A 25,142-nucleotide genomic window follows, 5' to 3' on the forward strand; every position below is an offset into this window, starting at 1 on the left:
GAGCCGGTACGAGGAAAACCACCCGGCCGGGTGCTGTTCTCCGCATCCGTCACCCTGCGGTTTTCCGTAACCCCGGCGCCATGCGGACGAGTCGGAAGCACCAGGTGGCCCCGGCCCCCGTTCTGCCGCAGCCCCGGTCCCGGTCGTGGCGGCACTCGGACGGAAACAGCTGAGGTCCTTCGTGACCAGGGAGTCGGGCAGCCGTCATTTCTGTGCGAAGACGAACCAGACCTGGCCCGGCGCGAAGGTCATGCGCTCACCGTCCCGGGTGGTGAGGGCGGTCGCGGAACCGGCCGCCGGCCGTGACCAGCGGACGTCGTACTCCTTGCCCTCGCGCAGCACAACGGCGGAGCCGGAGCCCACGGTCTCGGTGTACGGGGACGTGCTGCCCCACCGGTCCTGATACGCGGAGGGGCGCACGGTCACGTACTGCACCACCACATCGGCCGCGCCGAGCCGGGCGCCCTCCGCAGTACGGGCCGGGGCGCCGTCCATGGAGACGAGCCACTGGCGCTGTCCGGCGGACCAGGTGAACGTGAAGCGCGCCGCCGGATATCGCACCGTGCGACCGGTGACCGCTCTGCCGCCCGGCACCGCCGCGGCGAAACGCAGCCCGATGTCCTCTGCCGCGTTCACGCCGGTGGTGGCGTGCGGGGTCCGGCCGGGGCGCAGATACAGGTTGTGCGGTGCGGCGCGGTCGTTGTCACGGAAGTACGCGTCCGGGGCCTTCTCGGGAGGCAGCGGATCCAACGGGGCCGCCGCGATGGCCGGGAGGAGCTTGGCCTGGGCCCCGGAGAAGGCGAGCGTCGGCCGGTCGAACTGGCGGAGCAGCTCCAGATCCGTCTCCCGGGCGCTGCGCACCGGGCCGACCACGGGTGGCAGCCGGGACGAATAGGCGGCGAGGATGCGGCTGAGACCGGCCTCCACCTGCTCCACATAGACGATGTCGGCCTTGTCGAGCCCGGTCTGCGGGCGGGCGGGACCGACGTTGTCGATCTTCACGGCGAGGACATGGGCGCGTGATCCGGCAGGCGTGGACGGCTCGGGGCTGCTGGGCGAGGAAGTCGTTCCGCCACCCTGGCAGCCCGCCAGTGCGGAGATGAGCAGTGCGAGCGCGACCGCTGATGCCGTGCCTGGCCGCCGCGTCCCGAACGAGTACATGACGGCCGCCCTTCCGAGCCGGCCGACGCGACGCCTCCGGCCGTGTCCGTTCGCCGCGACGGCTCCCTGCACATCATCACGCAGAAGGGCGCCCCAGGGGTTCCCACGGGGCAGGGCGGACGGGCCGCGGCGACGCGCGCCGAGGCGCGGGGATCCGCGCTCAGTACGGCAACGGTCGGCCCGACGGGGTCCTCAGGTCGAGGGGCGGCGGGCGGGACGGCAGCTGCGGTCGGCGGACGATCCTGATGCGGCCCATTGCCAACACCCCCTGTCGGTCTCCCGTCATATGCCCGGCACGTGAGCCGTTCATGCGGCTCCGGTGTGAATCTTCCCGTCACGGAGTCCGAAAGGTCGCTGCTCCTCATCCTGCTCGCGGCACACCGGACATGACGGCTCGTCGGTTCATCCGGCGCCGCCGCCGGTCCCGGTCAGGATCTGCTCCCCGCATCGGTCTCCACACAGGACCTGGAGCCCGCGCGGCATGTCCGAGAGCCGTCCCGCGGCATGGTGCCGCCGGTCCCGGACCGCGAAGAACCGCGTGGGCGACGGGTGCCCGACCGGGCTGACGAGCAGGCCCACCGGCCCGGAACGCGGTTCGCCGCAGGCCACCGCGGCGCCCCGTCCGGCCGCCGTCGGCGGCTTGGGCCGTTCGGGCGTCTTCGCACTCGACGACATCGCCGGCGACCGGTCCGTCCGCGGTCAGCGCCTCCTGGAGGACGAGCCGGGGCCTCCAGGCGGCCGCAGCGATCCGCGGCGCCCTCACCTCCGAAACCGTGGTGACGCGACCGCTTTCCGCGCGGGATCGACTACGTCTGCGGCCGGCGCCCCGCCGACGCCGCCCCGGCCCCGCCGACAGCCCCGGAATGTCCGGCGGGCGGAGCCCGGGTGGTCGGAAGGCCCTTCCTGACCGGCCTTCCGGGCAAGGGAGTTGCGCGGCGGCGCCGTCTTCCCGTCGCACCGGGGACAGCGCGCCCGCACGCTCGCTATCCTTCCCCGCTATGAGCCATGAGCATGGCACGGGTGGGGCATCCGACGGGGCTCCGCGGAGGTCCGGGTGACCGAGGGCATGGGCCCCGCGCCGGATGCCCGTACCGCGGAGGCATGGCGGGCCTTCGGCGCCCGGCTGCGCCAGTGGCGCAGGCGGGCCGGGCTCACCCAGGCCCAGGTCGGGGCCCGCGTCGGCTACGACCACACCGCCATCAGCAAACTGGAGCACGGCACCCGCAGGACACCGCTGCCGCTGGCCCGCAGGCTGGACGAGCTGATGACGGCGGGCGGTGACCTCCTCGCCGCCTGCGAGGCGGCCGAGGCCGAGGGTGCGGGCGGCACGGGTGAGGAGGGCACGGGAGGGCACCCCGCACCGGCCCCCGCACGGCAGGGACCGTTGCCCGGGGAGCCCGCGGGAGGCGCCCTGCTCGCGATGCTGCCGCCGGACACCGTCCTGCCCAGCAGGCTGCCCAGCTACGGACTGATGTGTCCGGTGCACGGCCGGGACGGCTGCACCGTCCCCGTGCTCGCCGACGTCGTGGCCCTGCACTCGGCCTTCTGCTCCCTCGGCCCGGCCGCCGTGCCGCGCCCCGCGCTGGACATCGACACCGTGCACGCCCTGACGGCGCTGCTCGCCGTCTGCCTGCGGGCCGACGAGGAGCGCGCCTGGCCCGGAGCGACCGTTGTGGTCGAGCGCACCCTGCACGCGATGCTCCGTTGGATGGCCCTGCCCGCGGCGTCCTACCAACGTCAACTCGCCCCGCTGGCGGCCGAGTACGCGCAGTCCGCCGGCTGCCTGCGACTGCTGCGGGGCCGCAACGCCACGGCGATGGCCTGGCTCGACCGCTCGCTGGTCTGGGCCCAACTGGCCGGTCACGTCGGAACGGAGGTGGCCGCGCTCAGCGACATGAGCACGCTGGCCCGGCTGGAGGGCGACGGCCCGTCCGCCCTCGCCTACGGAGGCGCTATCAGGCAGGCCGCCGACGGCCGTTACTGGGCGGGCGCCATGAGCGATCTGTACCTGGCGCGCGGCCACGCGGTACGGGGCGACGCCCGGCAGACCCTGGGCCACATCGACCGTGCCTGGTCGCAGCTGGACCGGGTCGGCGAGCAGGACGAGACGGAGGCGCCCTGGCTGTCCGTCGCCTCGGTGCGCCTGCGGGTGGAGTCCGGCGCCGCCGGGGCGCTCAGGGACCTGGCGGCGGCGACCGGGGACCGCCGGCTGGCACTGCGCGCGGTCGGGGCGGCCCGCACCGCGCTCGCTCTGCTCCCGCCGGGGATGCACTCGGCGCGGACGCTGTTCCTGGTACGGATGGCGGACGCGCACGCCTGCGCCCAGGACCCGCAGGCGGCGATCGCCATCGCAGGACCGGTCCTGGACACCACCGAGGTCACCGCTTCGACGCTGCTCGGACAGGAACTGCGCGGCCTGCACAGCCGGTTGGCGGCCCGGCACGACAACAGGCCCGAGACCGACGACTTCACCCGCAGGCTGGCCGCCGTCGTCCGCTGACACACCGGAGGCGGGACGTGTGTGCACACGCCCCGCCCCGGATGCCGCGCCGGCGGAGGATCAGCCGGCGTTCAGCGTCACGTCGTCGACGACGAAGCTGGTCTGCAGATAGGCGTCCTCCTTGCTGGTGAATCCGAGGGTGACCGTCTGGCCGGCGAAGGCGCCGACGTCGAAGGTCTTCTGGGCGTAGGAGCCGGCGGCGTCCACGTTGGAGTACGTCGCGAGTGTCTGGGTCCCCAGCTTCACGGTGAATGTGTCGTACGCGGTCGGGTCGCTCGCCGACTCGTCCGTGTCGGTGCGCAGGTAGAACGACAGCGCGTACGACGAGCAGCCCGACGGAATGGTCAGCGACTGCGAGACGGTGTCCGAGTGCGTGGACCCCCAGCCCCCGAACCAGGCCTGGTACGAGCCCGTGTGGGCCGGCTTCTCCGACGTCCGGTTGTTGATCACACCGTCCGTCTGGGTCCACGGGGCGACGCCGTCCTCGAAGCCGCCGTTGGCCACGACCTGCCGGGCCTGGCAGGTGCCGCCGCCCCCGACGACGAGCGAGTAGGTGGTGGCGTGGGTGGCCGTGCCGGTGCCGGTCACCGTGATGGTGTACGTGCCCGCCGCGGCCTGGGCCCCGGCGGAGACGGTCATCGTCGAGGCGGAGCCCGACTGCACGGACGCCGGGGCGAACGAGACGGTGACGCCGCTCGGCGCGCCGGAGGCCGTCAGCTTCACGGTCTGGGCGGAGCCGGCGGTCGTCGCGGTGGACACGGTGGCGGTGACGGAGGCGCCCGGCTGGACATTGCCGGTGACCGGCTTCACCGAGACGGAGAAGTCGTCGGCGGGCGCGGTGGTGCCGACGGCGGTCTTCCACACGGTGTACGCGACCCCGTCGGCGCTGCGGTCGAGCGCGGTCGCGTTGATGTTGGCCGTGGTGTCACAGGACGAGTGGTAGCAGGGGTCGTAGGAACGGCCCGCCGTGCCGCCCCACTTGGCGGCCTGTGCCGACGTCTTGGTGTCGCTGGCGCCGGTCGCGTAGCCCGAGGTGGGGATGCCGCCCTGCTGGAAGGAGTAGTCGTCCGAGCGCCCCTGGCCCTCGACGTTCTCCTCCGGCGCGAGGTTCAGCGAGTCCCAGTACTCCTTCATGGGCGCCGAGGCGGCCGAGTTGACGTTGTTGATGAAGTAGCCGCCGTTGGTCGAGGCCACCATGTCGAAGTTGTAGTACGCCTTGATGGCGCCGCGCTCGGCCGAGCTGAGCCGGCCGACGTAGTACTCCGATCCCTGAAGCCCCTGCTCCTCGCCGTTCCACCAGGCGAAGCGGACGTGCTTCGTCATGGTCGGGTTGCGCTGGGCCAGCGCGAGGGCGTTCTCCAGCAGGGTGGCGGAGCCCGAACCGTTGTCGTTGATCCCGGGGCCGGCCGAGACGCCGTCCAGGTGGGCACCGAACATGATCGTCTGGTCGGACGGTCCGCCCGGCCAGTCGGCGATCAGGTTGTTGCCGCGGTAGGTGCAGCTGGTGCAGGTCTGCTCGCTGACGGTGTAGCCGGCAGCCTGCAGCTTGCCCTTCACATAGGCGAGGGAGGCCGTGTAACCGGCGCTGCCGGCCCGGCGGTTGCCGCCGTTCTGGGTGGCGATGGTGCTCAGCTGCGTGAGGTGCGCCTGCACGTTGGCGACGCTGATGTCCGGTGCGCTGCCGCCCGGATTGCCGCCCCCGTTGTCGACGGTCAGGTTGTACTGCGCGGTGTGGCTCTGGGTGCCGTCACCCTTCACCGTGAAGGTGTACGCGCCGGGCGCGGCGTTCGAGGACGCCGACACGGTCATCGTGGAGGACGCCCCGGCCTGCACCGACGACGGGCTGAAGGCCGCGGTGACACCGCTCGGCAGGCCGCTCGCCGTCAGGGCGACCGTCTGCGCGCTCCCGGAGCTGACCGCGGTCCGCACCGTGGCCGTCACCGAACTGCCCGGCTTCACCGAGCCCGACCCCGGGTCCAGGGACATCGTGAAGTCGTTGTTGCCACTGGGCGTACAGGTCGGGTCGCCGCTCTGCGCGGGCACGCTGATGGCGTCCCAGGCGGCCTTGGTCCGGTCGAAGAGCACACAGCCCGGGTCGAGGTTCTTCGCCGCGGTCAAAGTGGCCGTGCGGTAGCGCTTGTAGGTCATCCCGCTGGTCTTCAGCAGCATGCCGCCGTAGAAGACCTTGCCGGCGCTCTGGATGCCGACACCGGTGACCGACGAGCTGTTGCAGGTGGGGCTGGTGGGCTTGCCGCCGCCGGGGTTCGAGCCCTCGGCCAGCAGATAGAACCAGTGGTTGAGCGGACCGGCCGCCGCGTGCTCCTCGGTGTTGGGTATCGAGGAGCTGTAGCAGTTCGGGTCGCCGATCTGCCCCGGGTTGTACATGATCCGGATCGGACCGTTGCCGACCAGGTCGATCTTCTCGCCGACGGTGTAGTCGGGGTCGTCGTACGGGGCCGGCTCATTGGTGTACGCCTCGGTCAGGGCGCCCATGATGTCGCCGGTCGCCTCACCGAGACCGGACTCGTTGTTGGCGCCGCCGGGCGTGAACTGGTCGATGCCGTGACCGAACTCATGGCCCACCACGTCCATCGCGCCGATCCACTGATTGGCGTTGTTGTGGCCGATGGAGACCGACGAGCCGTCCCAGTAGGCGTTGACGTCGTTCAGCCCGACCTTGACCGGCCAGCTGCCACCGTTGCCGTTGTGCCCGTTGCGGCCCAGCCAGTCCTTCAGCATGTTCCACTCGTGCTGCGCCGCCCACATGACGTCGACGCAGCCGGTCTCCTTGCTGGAGGCGTTGCCGGTGCCCCAGGAGTCGCTCGACTTGGTGAAGACACTGCCCGTGCTGTAGTCGGCGCAGCTCAGTCCGGGCCGGTTCGGGTCACGCAGCGAGTAGCTGCTGCCCGAGGCGGTGGTGTCGATGGCCAGCGGCGAGGGGCCGTTCCACTGGCTGTTGCCGGTGCCCGCCCTGACGTCGTCGTAGCTGTCGATGACCTTGCCGGTCCCCGCGTCGACGAAGACATGAAGCCGGCTGGGGGCCTTGGCGGTGCGTCCGGTGAGCACCGTCTCCCACGCCAGCCGGGAGGACTTGTCCGTGGCACGGACCACGAGCCGGGGCGATTCCACCCGCTTCACCGTGCGGAGCCTCTTGCGGGAGGTGGTCTCGGCCGCCTTGGCGGAGACGGTCGGTGTGGTCGGCACGTTGATCCGCCGGGACACCGCGGACTGGGTGCCGCGGACCCGGCCCTTGGAGTCGGCCACCACGACGGCGTCCCCGCCGACGACCGGCAGGCCGCGGTAGGTGCGCTGGTACGCGACGGAGTACATGCCCTTGACCCACGGGGTCACCATCTGGCGCTCGTACCGCTCCTCGGGCCCCTTCGCCAGCGTGTCGAGACCACTGGCGGCCGCCCGGTCGGCCGCCGACACGGCGGCCGAGAGCGCGGAGGGGGCGGGCGGGGACGGTTCGGCGGACGCCGACTGCCCGCCGGTGACTACCAGCATCGCGGCGAGGACGGCCAGAGTCGTCCCGGCCGTCATCGGTCTGAGTTTCATCGAGGCTCCTTGACTCGGGGGGCCTCGATCACGGGCAGCCGCGCAAGCCGACGCACTTGTCCCGGCCGTCGCCGGGCGCCCGCGTCCGTGGTGTCCGTGATCGAGCGACCGAACACTCACACGTCGTCATGGACTCGTCAACGAACCGCGAAGGCTGCCGGCGGACTTGGCAAGTTTGGTCAAGCCGTGCTGGTGGGATCGCACAACATCACCGGTGCGCGGGGCGATTGCCCGAGCACGGCGCGGGGGTGGTCACTCCAGCCCGGAGACCGTGAACACCGCTCGCGCGTGTTTGCGGTCGATGCGGTCCGCCAACTGCCGCAGTGCCGTCACTCCGCACCGCAGCGTCCCGCGCTCCACGCAGCCGCGGACGTCCTCGTCCAGCCGGTGCCACAGCGCCGGATTCGCGAGGAACACCTCCGGGTCGACCTCGACCCGGTGCCCGTCGGCGTCCCGGAGCACCAGCCGCTGGGCTACGCCTTCCGGCCAACGCGCCGACACCAGCCGGTCGGTGCGCACGGTCCGCTCGCGCAGCAGACCCCGGGACGAGAGCCACCCGGCACCCGCGCGGACCCGTGGCGGCACCAGGACCGCGCAGAGCAGGGCGGCGAGCCCGGTCCACAACAGGGCGCGCGGCCAGGTGAGATGGCGGGCTGCCGCGTCGACGGCCAGGAGCAGCCCGAGGAGTGCGACGGCGCAGTGGACCGCGAAGCGCAGGTCCGCGGCCCAGCCGTGATCGTGGGCGGTCGTGCCGGGAGGAGACGGCCACCGCATGCCGGTGTGGCGTTGCATGGCGGTGACGCTAGACAGCCGTCAGGTCCGGCGGACTCGCGTTGACGAACCGCTGATGCCGGGGCGCGGGGTCCTGACGGCCGCTTGACGCAGGGGCGGTGGATCGGTGGGCGTCGCCGTACCGCGCCGTGCGGTGGATCTCGGCGTCGAGGCTGGGCCGGTCAACCGGAGGGCGGTGTCAGTCGTCCTCGTCACCCTCCTCGTTCCCCGATGACCCCGGCGGTGCGGCCGAGGGGGCGGACGCCCCGGGCCCGGTGGTCGCGGTCGAGCCGGAGCCAGGGGTGTCGTCCGGGCCGGAATCCGGGGAGAACAGTGTCATCCCCAGGTACACGGCCGCGATGAAGGCGATCGTTCCGGCGATGGCGCTGGCCACCCGGGGCCGGCGCCTGATCGCCTCCCGCGCGCCGGTGCTCCGCCGGGCGGGCGCGGTCCGGTCCGCCGGGCGCCGTCTGCGGCCACCGGACTGCGGCAGTCGATACGTCGCCGAACCGGCGCCCTGCTCGGCGGAGCCGGCCGTCGGGGCGGAGCCGAACGCGGCGGCCGGGGTGCGCGGCCGGCCGGCCCCGGCCGGGGCGGGTGCCGGGACGTGCGGAACACCGGTCGCCGCAGGGGGAGTGGCAGGTGCGTACATGGGCAGCGGCTCCGGCTGTCCCCGCCAGGCGTCGCTCTGGAACCACTCGGCGACCTGCTGGGCGCTGGGCCGGTCCTCGGGCTGCTTCGCGAGCAGCCCGAGCAGATAGGAGTCGAAGGCCGGGGAGAGGTCCACGCCGCGCTGCCTGAGCGGCACCGGCGGTGTGTCGACATGTTGATAGAGCGTGGCGGTCGCCGTGTCCGAGCGGAACGGCGGATCTCCCAGCAGGAGTTGGTAGATCACACAGCCGAGGGAGTACATGTCGGACGCCGCACCGGCCGTACGGCCCAGGGCGCGCTCCGGGGCGAGGTAGAGGCTGGTGCCGACGATCTGTCCCGTGGTGGTCAGCGCGGCGGAGGGATCGTCGACGAACTGGGCGATGCCGAAGTCACCGATCTTGACGGATCCTTCGGCGTCCAGCATCAGGTTCCCGGGCTTGATGTCACGGTGCACGACGCCCTGACGGTGGGCGGCTGCGAGTCCCGCGGCCGCCTGCCCGGCGATCCGGGCCACCTGTCCGGCGCCGAGCCGCTCCTCGGCCGTGAGCAGATCGCCCAGGCTCCTGCCCTCGACGAGCTCCATCACGAGGTAGAAGCGGTCCTCCCAGGCCCCGAAGTCGAACACCGCCACCAGATGGGGGTGGCTCAACCGGGCCGCGGTCTGCGCCTCCAGCCGGAAGCGGGCGGTTGCCGACTCGTCGGCGTGGTCGCCGAGGAGCAACTTCACGGCGACCGCCCTGCCGAGCACTTCGTCCGAGGCACGCCACACCTCACCCATGCCGCCACGGCCGATGGGGGAAACCAACCGGTATCGACCAGCTACCAGCACTGTGCACCAATCTCGAATTGTGGGCCGCTTCTGCTGCCACGGCGACGACCCGACAGGGTCGGGGCGAGGTGGGGGGCGCGCGGCAAGATCAGGATATCGGGCCGCCGGACCTCGCGCTCCGGCGGAGCGGCCCGGACCGCCCGGCCGGGCCGCGGCGGACGGTGATCAGTTCCGGCCGCCGGCCGCCGTACGGCCGACCGATTCGACCAGCGGCAGCAGCCGGTGCGGCACCCGTTCCCGCAACGCCACCTCGGTCCGTGTCCTGACCACCCCGGGCAACTGGATCAGCCGCTGGATCACATCCTCCAGGTGCCCGTTGTCCCGGGCCACCACCCGCGCCAGCAGATCCCCGCCGCCCGTCGTCGAGAACGCCTCGACGATCTCCGGCACCGCGGCGAGCGCCTCGCCGACCTCGTCGAGATGCCCCTGGGTGACTTCGAGATGGACGAAGGCCAGCACCGGGTGGCCCAGCGCGGCGGGTGACAGAACCGGTCCGGTGCCGGTGATCACACCGTCCCGTTCCAGCCGGTCGAGACGGGCCTGGAGGGTGCCCCGGGCGATGGAGAGGATGCGCGCGTACTCACGGACGCTGGTACGGGGCTGCTCGATGAGCAACCGAAGGATACGGGTGTCGAGAGCGTCCACCGTCATGGTCCGCCGGCCTCCTTCTGGTACGACGATCCGGGCTGCGACTGTACCAATGGCACGGCCGAGATCTAGCCGGAGCGACCAGGTCCGGAACCGTCCGCCTGTCATACCGCTAGTCCCTGAGAGCTACGGAAAAGGTTCACACCTCGGTGGGACGCCGACTACAGGGCCCGCTTCATAGCTTCTGTACCCGAGCACGCAGCCACCAGGTACGGGAGGAACAACCCGCCATGCCGTCCCATCCGAGCAGGTCCCGCCTGCGCCGCGGCCTGCTCGCCGCACTGGTGGCCGCCTCGGTGGCCCTGCCGCTCTCCGGCGCGGCGGGCCCGACGGCCGTACCGGCACCCGCCCCGGCCGTCCACGGCCCCCTGCCCACCGCCGCCCCCGAGGTCCTCGCCGAGCGGTACCGCGCGACGCGGGCCGACATCGGCGCGGCCGAACGGGCGGCGGCCCGCCACGGCGACCGCAAACGGGCCGCGGCGCTGCACGAGATGGCCGATCCCGCCCGCCACTTCCTCGCCTTCGACGGCCGGGACGGCGGCCGCACCGTCGAGGTGGTCGGCGATCTGTCCCACGCGGAACGCATCGCCGTACTGGTCCCCGGCGCGGGCATCGACATCGACCACTACTGGCGGCTGCGCAACGGCGCGCGCGCCCTGCGCGAGGAGCTGGGCGGGCGCTCGGCGGTGGTCGCCTGGCTCGGATACCGGACGCCCGCGACGGTGAGCCCGGGTTCGCTCACCTCGACCCGGGCCGTCGAGGCCGCTCCCGAACTCGCACGATTCGCCGGTGAGTTGAAGCGGCTGCGGCCTGCGGCCCGGACCACTCTGCTCTGTCACTCCTACGGCTCCGTCGTCTGCGCGCGGGCCGCGCACGGACTGCCGGTCGCCGGCATCGTCCTGTACGGCAGCCCGGGCACCGGCTACCGCAACGCCGCCGCCCTGCACACCCCGGCCACCGTCTGGGCAGGCCGCAGCAGCGGCGACTGGATCGCGGACGTACCGCACATGGAGCTCCGACTGCCCTTCGTGGACATCGGGTTCGGTACGGACCCGGTCTCGCCCGGGTTCGGCGCCGAGACCTTCGCGGCGGGCTCCGGCGGTCACAGCGACTACCTGAAGGCCGGTTCCGAACCGCTGAGGAACATCACCCGGATCGTGGCCGGAACGGCCGGATCCCCAGATCCCGCGGGAGAGCACCATGCGTGACTTCGCACGGCGGATCGAGTCCGCCACCCCCGCCGACCGCGACCGGGCGGTCGACGCACTGCGGGCCATCGCCATCCTGGGCGTGGTCCTCGGCCACTGGCTGGTGACCGCGCTGGTCGTCGACAGCGGTACCGTGCACGGAGCGAGCCCGCTGCGGTACATGCCCGGACTCACACCGGCTTCCTGGCTGTTCCAGACCCTCGCCGTCTTCTTCCTGGTCGGCGGACTCGTGGGCGCGAGGAGCCATGCCTCTGCCCGCGCCAAGGGCGAGAGTTACGGCGGTTGGCTCCGTGCGCGGATGAGCAGGCTGCTGCGCCCGCTGGCCGTGGTGCTGGCCGTATGGGCCGTGGCGGCCTGCGTGATGCTCGCCTCCGGCGTGGATCAGGACACCGTACGTGCCCTGTGCAAGCTGGTCTGGTCCCCGCTCTGGTTCCTCGTGGTCTTCGCGGCGCTGACGGCGGTCACCCCGTTGGTGGCGAAGCTGCATCCGCTGTGGCCGTTCGCCGTCGTGCTGGTCGTCGACCTCTACCGGTTCGGTCTGGACGCGCCCGGCGGACTCGCCTCGGTCAACGTCGCGGCCGGCTGGCTGGTGCCGTACTGCCTGGGCGCGGCCTGGGCCCGGGGCGAGCTGATCGGCCGCCGGACCGGCTGGACCCTGCTGCTCGGCGGAGCCGCGGCCACCGCGGCACTGATCCTGTGGGCCGGATACCCCGCGACCATGGTCGGGGTACCCGGCGTGGCCGTCTCCAACCTCGACCCGCCGACCCTCGCCGTGGTCACCTTCGGCCTCGCGCAGTGCGGGGCGGCGCTGCTGCTGACCGGGCCGCTGCGCCGGGCGCTGCGGCGCCCCGCGCTCTGGGCGGTGGTGGCGACGCTGAACCTCTCGGCGATGACGGTGTTCTTGTGGCACCAGACGGCGATGATCGCGGTCACCGCGATGGGGCTGTGGGCGGGCGGGACGCTGCCGGGCCTGCACACCGTGCCCGACGAACCCGGCTGGGTATGGGCCCGGCTGGCCTGGCTGCCGGCGTTCGCCGCGGCGCTGCTCATCTGCCGGCTGGCGTTCCGCGGCCACGAACAGCGGCGGCCGCGGACGAGGAGCCTGGTCGTCCGTGGGGGGACGTCCCGTCCGGCCGGGTCCGGCACGCGTGGGGAGATGCCCCGTCCGGCCGGGTCCGGCATGATCCAGAAGAAGGCCCTAAGGTGCGACCTGTGAACCGGGGGAACATGATGAAGCGTTCGGCGCAGGCGCTGCGGGCACTGCCCGGCATACTGCGCAAGGACCTCCTGACGCTGGAGGCCGACCCCAACGGGCAGGCCGGGCAGCCGCGGTGGCTGGAGTGGCGACCGGTGATCATGGTGCCGCTGGTGATGCTCGCGGTGGTGATGCTCATCGTCGGCACCAACCAGTACGCCTTCGAATTCGGGATGGGCATTCAGCTCGGCATTCTGTTCGCCGGGATCCAGTCGGGGGCGTTCCTTGTCGCCGTGTACCGTCCGGTGCCGGCCTGGTGGGCATCGATGGCCGGCATGGTGATGGTCACCCCCTTCGCCACGAACGCCGGTTCCTGGGACAGGATTCCGTGGGACGGGGCATACCCCTGGAGCGGAGCCGGGATCGCGATGCATGCCGGGGTGCTCCTCCTGCTCGCGCTGCGGGTGCGTCCCCGGATCGCCGTCGAGACCTTGACGATCACCGTGCTGCTGGGGCTCGCCTGCGGGGCGAGCACACCGTGGCGCAGCGCCCACGACATCCGCCTCGCGATCGCCGTCCTCGTCGTCACCGTGGTGGTGGGCGGTGCGTTGCGCGGCCTCGTGGTGGTCCGTACGAAGCTGGTCGTGCAGGAGGAGCTCACCGCCGAGGAGCGGTCCAGACGCACCCTGTTGGAGGAACGCAACCGCATCGCACGCGAGTTGCACGACGTGGTCGCCCACCACATGTCGGTCGTCTCCATCCAGGCGCAGGTCGTTCCGCACCTGGTCGAGAACCCGTCCGACGAACTGCGGGAGAACGTCGAGGGCATCCGCAGGAACGCGGTCGACGCGCTCACCGAACTGCGCCGGGTGCTCGGCGTACTGCGCTCCGAGGACCCCCTGCCGCAGGCCGCGCGGCACGCCCCGCAGCCCACACTGGAACGGCTGGACGAACTGATCGGCAACGCGCGCGGTGCCGGGGTGGATGTCACCGCCGGGACCACCGGGGAGCCGCGTCCGCTGTCGCCGGGTGTCGAGCTGTCGGCGTTCCGCATCGTGCAGGAGGCGCTCAGCAACGCCATGCGGCACGCGCCGGGGGCCCGGGTGCGGGTGGAGGTCGGCCATCGGAGCTCCGGGGTCACGGTGCGGATCACCAACACCGCGCCGGTCCGCCCCGCCCCGCCCACCACGGGCGTGGGGCATGGTCTGCTCGGCATGCGTGAGCGCGCCGCGATGCTGGGCGGCGAACTCGCCACCGGACCCACTCCCGACGGCGGCTACGAAGTCACTGCGATACTGCCCGCACGGCCCACCGCGGGGCCCGCGGGACCCGACGGGCCCACCGGTCCCGCCGGGCCCATCGACCCCGCCGATTCCGCCGACCCTGCCGAGGACACCCGATGACGGCCATCCGCGTACTGATCGCCGACGACCAGATGATGGTCCGGCAGGGCTTCACGGTGCTGCTGAACGCCGAACCCGACATCGAGGTCGTCGGCCAGGCGGTGGACGGCGCGGACGCCGTGGAGAAGGTGACCGAACTCGCCCCGGACGTCGTGCTGATGGACATCCGCATGCCCCGGCTCGGCGGCATCGAGGCGACACGCGTCATCACCGGGGCCGACGGCGCCACCGTCAAGGTCCTCGTCCTGACCACCTTCGACCTCGACGAGTACGTCTACGAGGCGCTGCGCGCAGGCGCGTCCGGGTTCCTTCTCAAGGACGCCTCGGCCGACGAACTCGCCCATGCGGTCAGGGTGGTGGCCGAAGGGGAGGCCCTGCTCGCCCCGAACATCACCAAGCGGCTGATCGCCGAGTTCGCCCGGGTGAGCGCAGGTCCACGAGCCCCGCTCAGGGACCGCACCGGCGAACTGACGGAACGTGAGACCGAGGTCCTGGCCCTGATCGCGCAGGGCCTGTCCAACACCGAGATCGCCGAGCGTCTCGTGGTCGCCGAACAGACCGTGAAGTCCCATGTGGGCCGGATCCTGTCCAAGCTGGGTCTGCGCGACCGGACCCAGGCCGCGGTCCACGCCTACGAAACGGGCCTGGTGCGCCCGTCCGGCTATTGAGCCGGCTCCACAACACAACCCGCACACCTCCTGCAGCGCAACCCGCACGACACATCGCACACAGCACGGGTCCGCACCCGTCGCACGCTCCGGCATGCCCGGAACACGGCGGGAGCGCCGCGGACCAGGGGTGTACGACCCGGGACCACCGAGCGGCCGAGGGCCGTCCGGCGAGTCGTCGCGCCCCGCGACCCACGGCATCGAGCCGTTTCCCCCGCACGGTCCGACCGATCACGTCTCCGACCGAAGGAACCGAAAAGTCCATGGGCTCCACCCTCGTCATCACCAACGACTTCCCGCCGCGTCAGGGCGGCATCGAGACCTTCGTGCACGCGATGGCCACCCGGGTGCCGAACGACGACGTCGTCGTCTACACCTCGCACGAGCCCGGTGACACCGCCTACGACGCGAAGCTCCCGTTCCCCGTCGTGCGGGACTCCAGCCGCACCCTGCTGCCGACCGGCCGGGTCACCCGCAGGGCCGTGGAGATCGCCGGGGCCCACGGCTGCGACCGGGTCTGGTTCGGCGCCGCCGCTCCGCTGGCCCTGATGGCGCCGGCCCTGCGGCGCAGCGGCGTACGGCGCATGGTGGCGACCACCCACGGCCACGAGATCTGGTGGGCGAGAACGCCCGGTGCGCGTGCGCTGATGCGCCGGATAGGCGACGGCGTCGACGTGGTCACGTATCTGGGCCAGTACACCCGCGCCCGGATCGAGCCCGCGCTCGGCCCGCGCGCACGCATGAGCCGGCTGGTTCCCGGGGTCGACGCCGGGGTGTACCGGCCCCGCGCCGACGCCGGACCCGACCCGCGTACCGAACTCGCCCTGCACGGCAAGCGCGTCATCCTCTGTGTGGCCAGGCTCGTTCCCCGCAAGGGCCAGGACACGCTCATCCGGGCCCTGCCGCTGATCCGGAGCAAGGTGCCCGACGCCGAGCTGGTGGTGGTCGGCCGGGGGCCCGACGAGGCCCGGCTGCGCAGACTGGCGGCGCGGCACGGCGGGGGAGCGGTCCACTTCGCGGGCGGCGTCTCGCACACCGACACCCCGCCCTACTACGCCGCGGCGGATGTCTTCGCGATGCCGTGCCGTACCCGGCGGGCCGGTCTGGAGGCGGAGGGGCTCGGGATCGTGTTCCTGGAGGCGGCGGCGAGCGGTCTGCCGGTGGTCGTCGGCGACTCGGGCGGCGCTCCGGACACCGTCCTCGACGGCAGGACCGGCCGGGTCGTGGACGGCACCGACCCCGCGGCCGTCGCCGAGGCGCTGACCGGGATACTCCTGGACCCCGGCCGGGCGGCGATGGGCGCAGCGGGCCGTGAATGGGTCCGGGAGTCCTGGTCGTGGGACGCGTCGGCCCGCCACCTGACGGACCTTCTGACCCCCGTCGAGGAAGCGGCGGCGCCCCTGCCGGGCGAGGAGTAGCGAGCCGCGCGGGGGCGGTGCGGTCACCGGCCGGGGTTCGGCACACTGCCGGTCCGTTGGCTTACTGATGGTGCACCGCCTCCCGTGATGATTGTGCCAATGGCTCAGTGAAACCTGCTCGTGTTGAGCCATGGGCCGTAAGGATGTTGTGATGTACCCGTCGATGGCGCTGCGGATCTCCGCGGCGCCTTTTTCATGCCGGTGTACAGGGCCGGTGCACGGAAGCGGGAGCGTTTGGTGCTGAAGAGGATGTTCGTTGCCCCGGACCCGGGCCGGCTGAGGCTGCGCAGCAGCGTCCGGGCCGTCCTCGGCATCGGACTCGCCGTCGCGGTGTGCGGTCTGGCCGGTCACTCCCTCGTCGCGGCCGTCACCGGCGGCCTCGCCGCGTTGCTGGCCCTGTTCACGGTGCTGGACACCACGGTGCGGGGACAGGCGGTCACCACCGCCCTGCTGCCCGTCGCCGGTTTCCCCGTGCTCGCCCTCGCCGCGGGACTGCACGACCACCCGGTGGCCCGCGACGCGGCGTTCCTCGCGGTCATCGGCGCGGGTGTGTACGCCCGGCGATGGGGGCCGCGCGGTCACTCGCTCGGCGTGTTCGCGTTCATGGCCTTCTTCACCACGCAGTTCCTGCACACACTGCCCGGACAGCTGCCCGAGCTGTACTCCGCGGTCGCCCTCTCCCTGCTCGTCTCCTCGGCCGTCCGCTTCGGGCTCTGGTGCTACGAGCGGCGGCAGCCCGCCCCCTTCGTGCCCGCCCCGATGACCGGCACCGGGCTGGGCCGGGCGACCACGCGTCAGGCGGTCCAGGCCACCACGGGCGCGGCCTTCGCGCTGATGGCGGGGCTCGTCCTCTCCGAGCAGCGCTGGTACTGGGCGGTGGGCGCCACCTGGTGGGTCTTCGTGAACACCGCCTCGCGCGGCGAGACGCTGGTGCGCGGCTTCCGCAGGGTCCTGGGAACACTGGTCGGCATCCCCATCGGTCTGGCCGTCGTGGTCCCGCTGCACGGAGCGCCCGTACCCACCGCGCTCGTCGTCGCGGCCGGCGTCTTCGGGATCTTCTACACCGCCGCGGTCTCCTACACCTGGATGGTGTTCTCGGTGACGGTGATGGCCGGTGCGCTCTACGGACTCCTCGGCGTGCTGGACCCCGCCCTGCTCGTGCTGCGCCTGACGGAGACAGGCGTGGGCGCGCTCGGCGCGATGCTGGCGGTGCTGCTCGTGCTGCCGGTCACCACGCACGCCACCACCGACGCCTGGATCCAGCGGGCCCTGCGCTGTGTGCACGCCTGCACCGCGGAGGCCGCCGCACGGCTCTCGGGGTCCCCGACCGCCGATCCCGCACCCCGGATCGCCGAGCTGGAGGCGCTGCTCGGCCGGGTACGGATGTCGCTGGCCCCGCTGGTCCACCCGCTCAGCCCGCTGCGGGCCCGCAAGGCCCGTGCCCGCCAGGTGCTCGCCCTGCTGGACGCCTGCGCGCGTGAGGTGCGCGGACTGGCCTCCGTCGCGGCGGACCCGGAGGCGTCCCACGACGCCCGCCTGGCCGCGGCCTGCTGGCGGGTCGAGGCATCCGTGGAGGCCCTGACGGCTCCCGACCCGAAGCACCGGGCGGGCGCACCGGGCGTCCCGCCGCACGCGGTCACGGCCGGGCCTGCGCTCGCCCATCTGCACGGCTTGGAGCGGGCGCTGGCCGAACTCGCCGCACCACTGCACAGCGACCCGCGCGCCCCGTCGATCGGTGTGTGAAACGGCCTCGGACGTGTCCGCCGGGGAGGCCCCGGCAGCGGAGGTGCTGGTCTGGACCTGACGGCCGACTGCTACCGTCGCCCCGGAAGATCACGACGGTACGGGCCGCCGTGATCGGTCGGCGGAGAGGGGCAGTGCGGTGACTGACAGTACGGCGGGCAGCGACGACGGCACGGTGCGGGCATTCATCGGGTCGTTCACTTCGGCGGGCGGACGGGGAGTCACCGTCGCCGCCGTGGACCAGGAGACCGGGGCGCTGACCGTCCTCGGCGCCACGGACGCCGTCCCCGACCCCTCGTACCTCGCCCTGGGGCACGGGCCGGGGCCCGGCGGCGGCGCTCTCTACGCGGTCAGCGAGACCGAGCCCGGTGCGGCAGCCGCACTGGACATCACCGGCGATGTGCCGAAGCCGCTCGGCACGATCCGCCCGGTGCACGGCGACGGACCGACCCATCTCGCGCTCGCGGGCGGTCATCTGCTCACCGCCAACTACGGCTCCGGCAGCGTGAGTGTCCTGCCGGTGGGGGCGGACGGTTCTCCCGGCCCGGCCACTGCCGTCCTCCAGCACGAGGGCAGCGGCCCCGATGCCGACCGGCAGCGGGGCCCGCACGCCCACCAGGTGCTGCCCGACCCGTCGGGGAACTGGGTGCTCAGTGTGGACCTCGGGACGGACTCCGTACGGATCTGCGCCCTCGATACCGCGACCGGGGCGCTGCGGCTGCACGGCGAGACGGCCCTGCGGCCCGGTACCGGTCCGCGCCACCTGGCCTTCCACCCCGCCGGTGGCCACGCCTACGTCCTCAACGAGCTCGAACCGACCGTCACCACCTGCCGGTGGAACGCCGCCGCGGGCGTCCTGGAGCCGGTGGGGGAGACCTCCGTGCTGCCCGCCCGGCCGGCGGAGGGCGGCGACCCGGCGACGTACCCCTCCGAGGTGGTCGTCTCGTACGACGGACGCTTCCTCTGGACCGCCAACCGCGGGCACGACAGCATCTCGGTCCTGGCGCTCGACGCGACCGGCGAGAAGGCGACCCTGGTCGCGACCGTGGACTGCGGTGGGCACTGGCCGCGCGACCTCGCACTCGACCCCACCGGCCGCCGCCTCTACGCGGCCAACGAGCGGTCCGGCGACGTCAGCTGGTTCGACATCGACCAGGAGACCGGCCTCCCGCGCCCGGCGGGCTCGCTGGCCGTCCCCGCCGCGTCCTGCGTGATCTTCGCCTGACCGCGCGCCCCGCACAGCACGAACGCCGTACGGACCCGGTTCTCCGGGCCCGTACGGCGTTCGTGGACCGACCGGCTGCCGGGCGCACCCGGCGCGGGGTCAGTGCGCCTGGGCGCCCTGCGGCGCGACGGGCGTGATGCCGAGCGTCGTCATGTACATCGACAGCACGAGCTTGCCGATCGCCGGGTACGCGCCGAGCGGCTCCGCCGTCGCGCAGCCCGCCTCCTTCGCAGCGGCGTCCAGCAGCCCCTCGGCCACCTCCGGGCCCACCAGGTACGGGGCCAGCGCGAGCTGCGCCGAGCCGGAGCTCGTGAGCTGCTCGGCGATCGACGCGACCGATCCCTCGACGTCGAGCGCCGCGGCCATCACCGGAACCGCGAGCCGGGCGGCCAGCAGCATGCCGGTGATCCCGGCGGCCTGCACGGCCTCGTCGCCACCCACCGTGGCCAGCACGATGCCGTCGGCGGCCGTGGCGACCGTGAAGAGCCTGGCCCGGTCGGCGCGGGCCAGACCGGCCTCGGAGAGCCGCACGTGCAGCGCCTCGGCGAGCAGCGGGTGCGGACCGAGCACATCGGTCAGCTCGACCTGCGTACCGCTGTCCATCACGGCCTGTCGTATCCGCCGGATCAGGGCGCTGTCCGGCCCCGCGAGCAGCGGTACGACGACGGCGGATGGCCCTTCGGGCGCGGCGACCTCACGGCCCGCGGCCTGCGCCTGCTCGTAGCGCGCGACCCGCTCGGCGGCGCAGTGGGTGAGTACGGCGGAGAGCGCCGGGTACTCGGCATCGTCGCTGTCGAGGTAGCCGATCCGGGCGTTGAGGCCGGGCAGCTCGGAACGGGCGATGCTGATCACTTCCTCGGCCAGACTGCGCGTGGCCGAAGAAGGGGTACCGGGAACGGCGAGAACGAGCGCGGCAGCGCCCTCGGGTGCGACCACGGGCTCCGGGCGGCGGTGCCGTCCGGACTGGCGAGGTCGCGGCATTCGTACAGGCAGGCCGGAAGCGGGCCCAGTGGGGGTGCTCATGGCGCCGCATGCTACTGGTTTTGGGTGCGCCTCTGTTCGGGGAGGGCCCGGACAGGCGTTATCTGTCCGCTTTTATCCGATCAGCGGCTTACTGGTTTACTGTCCTGCTCTGTCGCCACCTGTTCTGGCTTCTGCTCAGGCCCCTCACCAGGCACCCGGAGCAGCGTCGGGTGGCGGGGCAGCCGCAGATCCCCGGTCGCCAACGCCCCCGCGATGGACAGTGCACCGGTCAATGGATCACCCGAACCGGGGACCGCCCGTGCCCGCGGAAGCTGTCGGGCCAGCTCCTCGCGCAGCGGTACGAGCAGCGGATCGCCCATCCGGAACAAGCCGCCCGTCAGCGCCACTTCGCACGGCTCGCCGTCGGCCCCCGCCTCCGGGCACACCGCCGCGGCCGCCTCCGCGACATGTGCCGCGGCCTCACGCAGAATGCCCGCGGCGACCGGATCGTGCCCGGCGCACGCGGCGACCTCGGGCGCGAACGAGGCCAGCACCGCAGGCCGGTCCGTACGCGGATAGAGCAGCCCGGGCAACTCCTGCGCCGGCCCGAACACCGCCTCCAGCCGGGACAGCAGGACGGCGGATCCGCCGCGCCGTCCGTCATGGGCACGCATGGCCGCGTCGAGCCCGGCCCGGCCGATCCAGGCCCCGCCGCCGCTGTCGCCCAGCAGATGCCCCCAGCCGTCGGCCCGGCGCCAGCTCGTCAGGTCCGTGCCCAGCGCGATCATGCCCGTACCGGCCGCGACGACCGCCCCCGGGCGCTGACCGACCGCTCCCGCGTACGCGGTCACGGCATCGGCGGCCAGCGCCAGCCGCCGTACCCCGAGCGCCCCTTCCAACGCCGAGGGCAGCTCCGCGCGCAGCTGCCCGCCGAGCGTCGCCATGCCGGCGGCGCCGATCGCCACGGCGTCGATTCCGGCATCGCCCTTGCCGCCGCACTGCTCCAGCAGCCGACGGGCGGCGGGCAGCAGTTGTTCCAGCAGATGGGCCGCGTCGATTCCGGCCGCTCCGGTGCGCACCGGAGCGGCGCAGGCCGTCGTCGCCAGGGGGGCGGACAGGCCGACGGCGCCCAGCGCCACGCGCAGCCCCGAACCGCCCGAGTCCACGCCGAGCACGTACGGCCCCGGTGCGGCCGTCGCCCCGCACGGACCCGCACCGGTGCCGGTGCTTTCCGGCGATCGCCGAGGTGAGCTCATGGGCCGACTCCAGGAAGGAAGACGAATGACGGCGGCAGCCTATCCCCCCGTACCGCGAGAACGGGCCGGGGGAGTGCGAGTTGGGACGCTCGGACCGGGCTCAGGCCGGGCTCGGGCCGAGAGCGGGGCGTTTACGCCGGTAGAGTGACGTTCCGTGGCACCACGACCGTTGAATGAAGTAGTCGAGCCCGGCTGGGCCGAGGCACTCGCCCCCGTGGCCGGACGCATCGCCGCGATGGGCGATTTCCTGCGTGCGGAGGTGGCGGCGGGACGCACCTATCTGCCGGCCGGAGCGAACGTTCTGCGCGCGTTCCAGCAGCCCTTCGACGACGTACGCGTCCTGATCGTCGGTCAGGACCCCTACCCGACACCCGGAATGGCGGTGGGGCTGAGCTTCTCCGTGGCTCCCGAGGTCCCCCAGGTGCCGGGCAGCCTGGAGAACATCTTCCGGGAACTCCACACGGACCTGGGTCTTCCGCGTCCGTCGAACGGCGACCTGACGCCCTGGACGCGGCAGGGCGTACTGCTGCTGAACAGGGCACTCACCACGGCGCCCCGCAAACCCGGCGCGCACCGCGGCAAGGGCTGGGAGGAAGTGACCGAACAGGCCATCCGGGCCCTGGCCGCACGCGGCAAGCCGCTGGTGTCCGTGCTGTGGGGGCGCGACGCCCGCAACCTGCGGCCGTTCCTCGACGGCTACCCGGCGATCGAGTCCGCGCACCCCTCACCGATGTCGGCCGACCGCGGCTTCTTCGGCTCGCGCCCGTTCAGTCGCACCAACGAACTCCTGCTGCGCCAGGGGGCCCAGGCGGTCGACTGGCAGCTGCCGTAGGGGCGTGCGCCCGGCCGTCCCCGGATGCGGCACCGGCTCCGCGAGGGAGCCGGTGCCGCATCCTCAGATCACGCGCCGGTCGTATCGATTCACGACGCGTCGCGCACCGTGCCCATGAACACAGGACCTTCCTGCGGCTCCCAGGAATCGTCGTAGGTCATCAACTGCATCCGCAGTGATTCCTCGGGCTCCTTCAGCGCGTCACGGACCGTGGGCACACTCACTTCGGCACTCAGCTTCCCGGCGGGCACCACGGCCGGCAGGAACGACGGCTCCGCCACCTCGGAGAGCGGTCTGGCCGGGTCGGGCGACTCGCCGAACGTCTCCCGCAGCCACGGCCCGTCGGCGTCCGGGGTGGACAGCTCCGTCCCCCGGCCGACCGGCTGGATCGCGAAACCGGCGGAGTCGACGTCGACATCGGCGACCGCGGAGAGCGAAACCTTCCAGCGCAGGCTCTGCCCCTCGGTGACCTGGTCCGCGACCGGCTTCACCTCGATCGTGGGCATCGGATCGTCGTTCTGTACGGTCACGCCCCCGAGGTGGGAGCCGACGACCGCGCCCCGGACCGCCTTGACGAACACGCGGTGCGTGATGTCGTAGCCGTAACGGTCGTTGCCCCGCACCTCGACCGGCAGATCGATGGCATTGCCGCCCGGACGCACCGTCACCGTCCGGTGGCCGGGTTCGTCCTTGCCCGGCTCGGTGACGAACAGCCGGACCTGTCCGCTGCCGCGCCCGGAGACGGTGACCGGAACGCGGTAGGTGCGGACCCCCGAGTCGCCCTCCTCGACCTTCAGGTGGCCGATGTCCACGCGCGGCAGCGAGGCCGCCCGAACCGCGGGCGTGCCGGGGCTCCAGCCCCAGGCGTCGACCAGCCAGGCCTGCCCCGAACCGCTTCCCGGGGTCAGCTCGAGGCTCTTCACGTGCTTCAGGTCCACCTTGCTCCGCACGGCGGCGGAGAGCGGCACGCGGATCTCACGTCCCCAGTAGGAGGCGGTCCGGTCGCTGCCCGGCAGCCCGTCGATCCGTGCGTGGCCGAGCGTCGCCCGTCGGCCGGAGGTGTCGGTGAGAGCTATGTCCAGCCGGGTGCCGGTGGTGTTGGGCGGCACGATCACGCGGAGCGCCAGCGCATCGGCGCCCGCCACGGAGACCGGACGCGCGGGACGGATCCTCACTGCCCCACCCGGCTTCGACCAGCGCATCGCGACCGCGTAGCGGCCGGGCTCCCGCGCGGTCTCCCACATCGCGAAGTGCGGGGAGACGGCGGAGCCCTCGGGCGGCAGACAGGAGCGGCCCGGATCGGGGTCCACCTGCGCGCACACCCGGCCGCCCGTCACGGACGTCGAGGTGTCCGGCAGGAGTACGGGCGTGCGCTTCCCGCCGACCGCGTGAGTGAGCACACGCGCCGGACCGGCAGAGGGCGCGCGCCGGTCCGAACCGTCCAGCAGCGGGCGTACGCGGTCGTCACCCGCGACGAACAGCCGGGCTGCGGCGGCTGTGTACGTGGCCCCGGCGGCCTGCTGCGAAGCGGCGGTGAGCCGGGCCTTCCTGCCCGGTGTGCACACCGGGTCCGGTGTGTCGCCGTCCCAGAAGTCGTCGTCGGCGGGCGCTTGTGCCTGCCCCGGCGTCCACTCGCTGTTGAAGAAGTTGTGGTTGGCGCCGACGATGTAGACCGCGCTGTGCAGTGCTGCGCCGCGGCTGACGCCGCGGGTGCCATCGACGTAGATCTGGCCCTGGAGGTCGGACACGTCGCCGTCGCAGCCCGGCAGGATGGTCATGGACGGCACATCGGGAACCGGGTTCTGCCCGAAGACGGTCGGGCCGATCAGGACGGTGCCGCGAATGCGCCAGCGCACCGGGCCCCGGTAGCCGTCCTGGTCCGCGGGCGGCCGGGAGAGGCTGTCGAGTGCGGCCCGGTTGACGCCTTCGCCGCCCCGGGAGTGGCCCACGAGCAGCACTCGGGACATGTCGGCCGGCGGTGCGGCACGCACGGCCGCGGGCGCTCCGGACCGGTGGGCGGCCCAGTCCGCCCAGCGGGCGAGGTGCAGCCGCACCAGGGAAGATCGCGCCTGGGCGCCACCGTCGTCGGCGGCGTCGTCCTGCCCGTTGATCCCGTTGGCCGAGATGGACACCGTGACGTAGCCCTGGGAGGCCAGGAGCTTCTGGTCGCGCAGATAGCCCCGATGGCTCGGCACCGGACGGGTGCCCGCCTCGCAGGGCCAGGAGATGCCCTGGTCGCCCTTGGCGTCGAAACACGTGTAGTGACGGCCGTGCAGGAACAGCGCGAGCGGTCGGCGTCCCGGTGCGCCGACCGGTGACACCACCGCGGCGCGCATCTCCACCGGTGCGCTGAACCCGGGCAACCGCACCGACTTCAGGGCGTACTCGCCGCTGACGGTCCGGTACTTGCCCGGTACGCCCGGATCGACCGGGTTCGCGGGAGCGGGAGCCGTCGGCCGCGCCGCTTCGGTGGCCCGCCGGGCGTCCGGGGCCTGCCGGGCGTCCGACGCGTCGAGACGCCGTCCGCCCGCCAGCGCCTTGAGGCCGGACGCCGGTCCGATGCGCGCGCCGTCGAGCCTCAGCCGGAACGTACGCCGGTCCTGCGTGGCGACCGGCCGGCCCAGGAGCCTGTCCCCGGCATAGAACTCGACTCGGGCATCACCCATGGGCACCGGGTCGGGCGAGGTCCAGACGAGCCGCTGCCCGGCCCCCGTGCCGGTGATCCGCCAGCCCGCGGGGAGCCTGCCGTCCGGCTCTACGCGCGATATGCGGGATATGGCGGATATGGATTCGGCGGAATGTTGTGCGTGGGCCGGCTGCGGCGACGCGCGCGCCGACTCCGGCCATCCCACGGTCAGAGTGAGTACAGCCAGTGCGGCGGTAACCGTGCGCGGGACACGGATCAAGGTGGTCCTCCTGGTCATCGGCCTTCTCGAACTCCCCAGAGATCCCTGGGGCCCCCGCTCCCGGAGGACGGAGAGCGAGGCCCAGGGGTTGCCTCAGGCCGCGTCGATCGCGCGGAACTGCTGCTTCGAGGAATCGAGTTGGGCCGATGGCCGCAAGGAACCGGTCAAGCGGCGGCACCGGGCCGGCCCGGTGCCGGACGGCCTGGC

General features: G+C 72.9%; 18 protein-coding genes. 9 read left to right on the top strand and 9 right to left on the bottom strand.

Annotation, left to right across the window (positions count from 1 at the left end):
• Window positions 1-204: 204 nt before the first annotated feature.
• Both OHA19_RS35825 and OHA19_RS35830 read right to left on the bottom strand, forming a co-directional pair.
• Entirely contained in the window at window positions 205-1,161 is a 957-nt protein-coding gene (locus tag OHA19_RS35825) for a DUF3048 domain-containing protein (protein ID WP_405752929.1), read from the bottom strand.
• 402 nt (window positions 1,162-1,563) lie between these two features.
• On the bottom strand, window positions 1,564-1,836 hold the full coding sequence (locus tag OHA19_RS35830; protein ID WP_405752931.1) for a hypothetical protein: 273 nt from the start codon (window positions 1,834-1,836) through the stop codon (window positions 1,564-1,566).
• Window positions 1,837-2,215: 379 nt separating this feature from the next.
• On the opposite strand from OHA19_RS35830, the gene OHA19_RS35835 reads away from it, so the two are divergent.
• Window positions 2,216-3,661, top strand: a complete 1,446-nt coding sequence (locus OHA19_RS35835) for a helix-turn-helix domain-containing protein (RefSeq protein ID WP_405709466.1) — start codon at window positions 2,216-2,218, stop codon at window positions 3,659-3,661.
• A gap of 60 nt (window positions 3,662-3,721) precedes the next feature.
• Here the strand turns inward: OHA19_RS35835 and OHA19_RS35840 are convergent, their stop codons facing one another.
• The 4 genes from OHA19_RS35840 to OHA19_RS35855 all read right to left on the bottom strand — a co-directional run bounded on the left by OHA19_RS35840 (window position 3,722) and on the right by OHA19_RS35855 (window position 10,121).
• A complete protein-coding gene (locus OHA19_RS35840; RefSeq protein WP_405721212.1) occupies window positions 3,722-7,204 on the bottom strand; it encodes a M28 family peptidase in 3,483 nt (1,160 codons plus the stop codon).
• Window positions 7,205-7,471: 267 nt separating this feature from the next.
• On the bottom strand, window positions 7,472-8,011 hold the full coding sequence (locus OHA19_RS35845) for a hypothetical protein (RefSeq protein ID WP_405709463.1): 540 nt from the start codon (window positions 8,009-8,011) through the stop codon (window positions 7,472-7,474).
• Between the two features lie 178 nt (window positions 8,012-8,189).
• On the bottom strand, window positions 8,190-9,419 hold the full coding sequence (locus OHA19_RS35850; RefSeq protein WP_405721209.1) for a protein kinase domain-containing protein: 1,230 nt from the start codon (window positions 9,417-9,419) through the stop codon (window positions 8,190-8,192).
• Between the two features lie 216 nt (window positions 9,420-9,635).
• Window positions 9,636-10,121, bottom strand: a complete 486-nt coding sequence (locus OHA19_RS35855; protein WP_405709460.1) for an Lrp/AsnC family transcriptional regulator — start codon at window positions 10,119-10,121, stop codon at window positions 9,636-9,638.
• A 227-nt stretch (window positions 10,122-10,348) separates the two neighbouring features.
• Between OHA19_RS35855 and OHA19_RS35860 the strand changes: the two genes are divergently transcribed.
• From OHA19_RS35860 to OHA19_RS35890, 7 genes are all read left to right on the top strand, one after another.
• Entirely contained in the window at window positions 10,349-11,326 is a 978-nt protein-coding gene (locus tag OHA19_RS35860; RefSeq protein WP_405709457.1) for an alpha/beta hydrolase, read from the top strand.
• Window positions 11,319-12,542, top strand: coding sequence for an acyltransferase (locus tag OHA19_RS35865; RefSeq protein WP_405752933.1), 1,224 nt, complete (start codon window positions 11,319-11,321; stop codon window positions 12,540-12,542). Before OHA19_RS35860 ends, OHA19_RS35865 begins: the two co-directional genes overlap by 8 nt.
• 11 nt (window positions 12,543-12,553) lie before the next feature.
• Window positions 12,554-13,924 carry a sensor histidine kinase gene (locus tag OHA19_RS35870; protein ID WP_405753363.1) on the top strand — a complete coding sequence of 457 codons (1,371 nt, stop codon included), beginning with the start codon at window positions 12,554-12,556 and terminating at the stop codon, window positions 13,922-13,924.
• A complete protein-coding gene (locus tag OHA19_RS35875; RefSeq protein ID WP_405709451.1) occupies window positions 13,921-14,592 on the top strand; it encodes a response regulator in 672 nt (223 codons plus the stop codon). The genes OHA19_RS35870 and OHA19_RS35875 overlap by 4 nt, the downstream gene beginning before the upstream one ends.
• A gap of 263 nt (window positions 14,593-14,855) precedes the next feature.
• Window positions 14,856-16,010, top strand: a complete 1,155-nt coding sequence (locus tag OHA19_RS35880) for a glycosyltransferase family 4 protein (RefSeq protein WP_405752935.1) — start codon at window positions 14,856-14,858, stop codon at window positions 16,008-16,010.
• Between the two features lie 237 nt (window positions 16,011-16,247).
• Window positions 16,248-17,753, top strand: coding sequence for an FUSC family protein (locus OHA19_RS35885; protein WP_405752937.1), 1,506 nt, complete (start codon window positions 16,248-16,250; stop codon window positions 17,751-17,753).
• A 139-nt stretch (window positions 17,754-17,892) separates the two neighbouring features.
• Complete coding sequence (locus tag OHA19_RS35890) at window positions 17,893-18,978, top strand: lactonase family protein (protein WP_405752940.1); 1,086 nt, start codon at window positions 17,893-17,895, stop codon at window positions 18,976-18,978.
• A 99-nt stretch (window positions 18,979-19,077) separates the two neighbouring features.
• On the opposite strand, the gene OHA19_RS35895 is transcribed toward OHA19_RS35890, so the two are convergent.
• Both OHA19_RS35895 and OHA19_RS35900 read right to left on the bottom strand, forming a co-directional pair.
• Entirely contained in the window at window positions 19,078-20,001 is a 924-nt protein-coding gene (locus OHA19_RS35895) for a sirohydrochlorin chelatase (RefSeq protein ID WP_405709438.1), read from the bottom strand.
• An 80-nt stretch (window positions 20,002-20,081) separates the two neighbouring features.
• Window positions 20,082-21,197: an N-acetylglucosamine kinase gene (locus OHA19_RS35900; protein ID WP_405752943.1), complete on the bottom strand. Its 1,116-nt coding sequence runs from the start codon at window positions 21,195-21,197 to the stop codon at window positions 20,082-20,084.
• Between the two features lie 154 nt (window positions 21,198-21,351).
• Here OHA19_RS35900 and OHA19_RS35905 point away from each other — a divergent pair, with 154 nt between their 5' ends.
• Window positions 21,352-22,029 (top strand): uracil-DNA glycosylase, encoded by a 678-nt coding sequence (locus OHA19_RS35905; protein ID WP_405709433.1) that lies wholly within the window; start codon window positions 21,352-21,354, stop codon window positions 22,027-22,029.
• Between the two features lie 89 nt (window positions 22,030-22,118).
• On the opposite strand, the gene OHA19_RS35910 is transcribed toward OHA19_RS35905, so the two are convergent.
• Window positions 22,119-24,953 (bottom strand): hypothetical protein, encoded by a 2,835-nt coding sequence (locus OHA19_RS35910; RefSeq protein ID WP_405752945.1) that lies wholly within the window; start codon window positions 24,951-24,953, stop codon window positions 22,119-22,121.
• Window positions 24,954-25,142 lie beyond the last annotated feature (189 nt).

This window comes from Streptomyces sp. NBC_00012 (assembly GCF_045040875.1).
Lineage (GTDB): Bacteria > Actinomycetota > Actinomycetes > Streptomycetales > Streptomycetaceae > Streptomyces.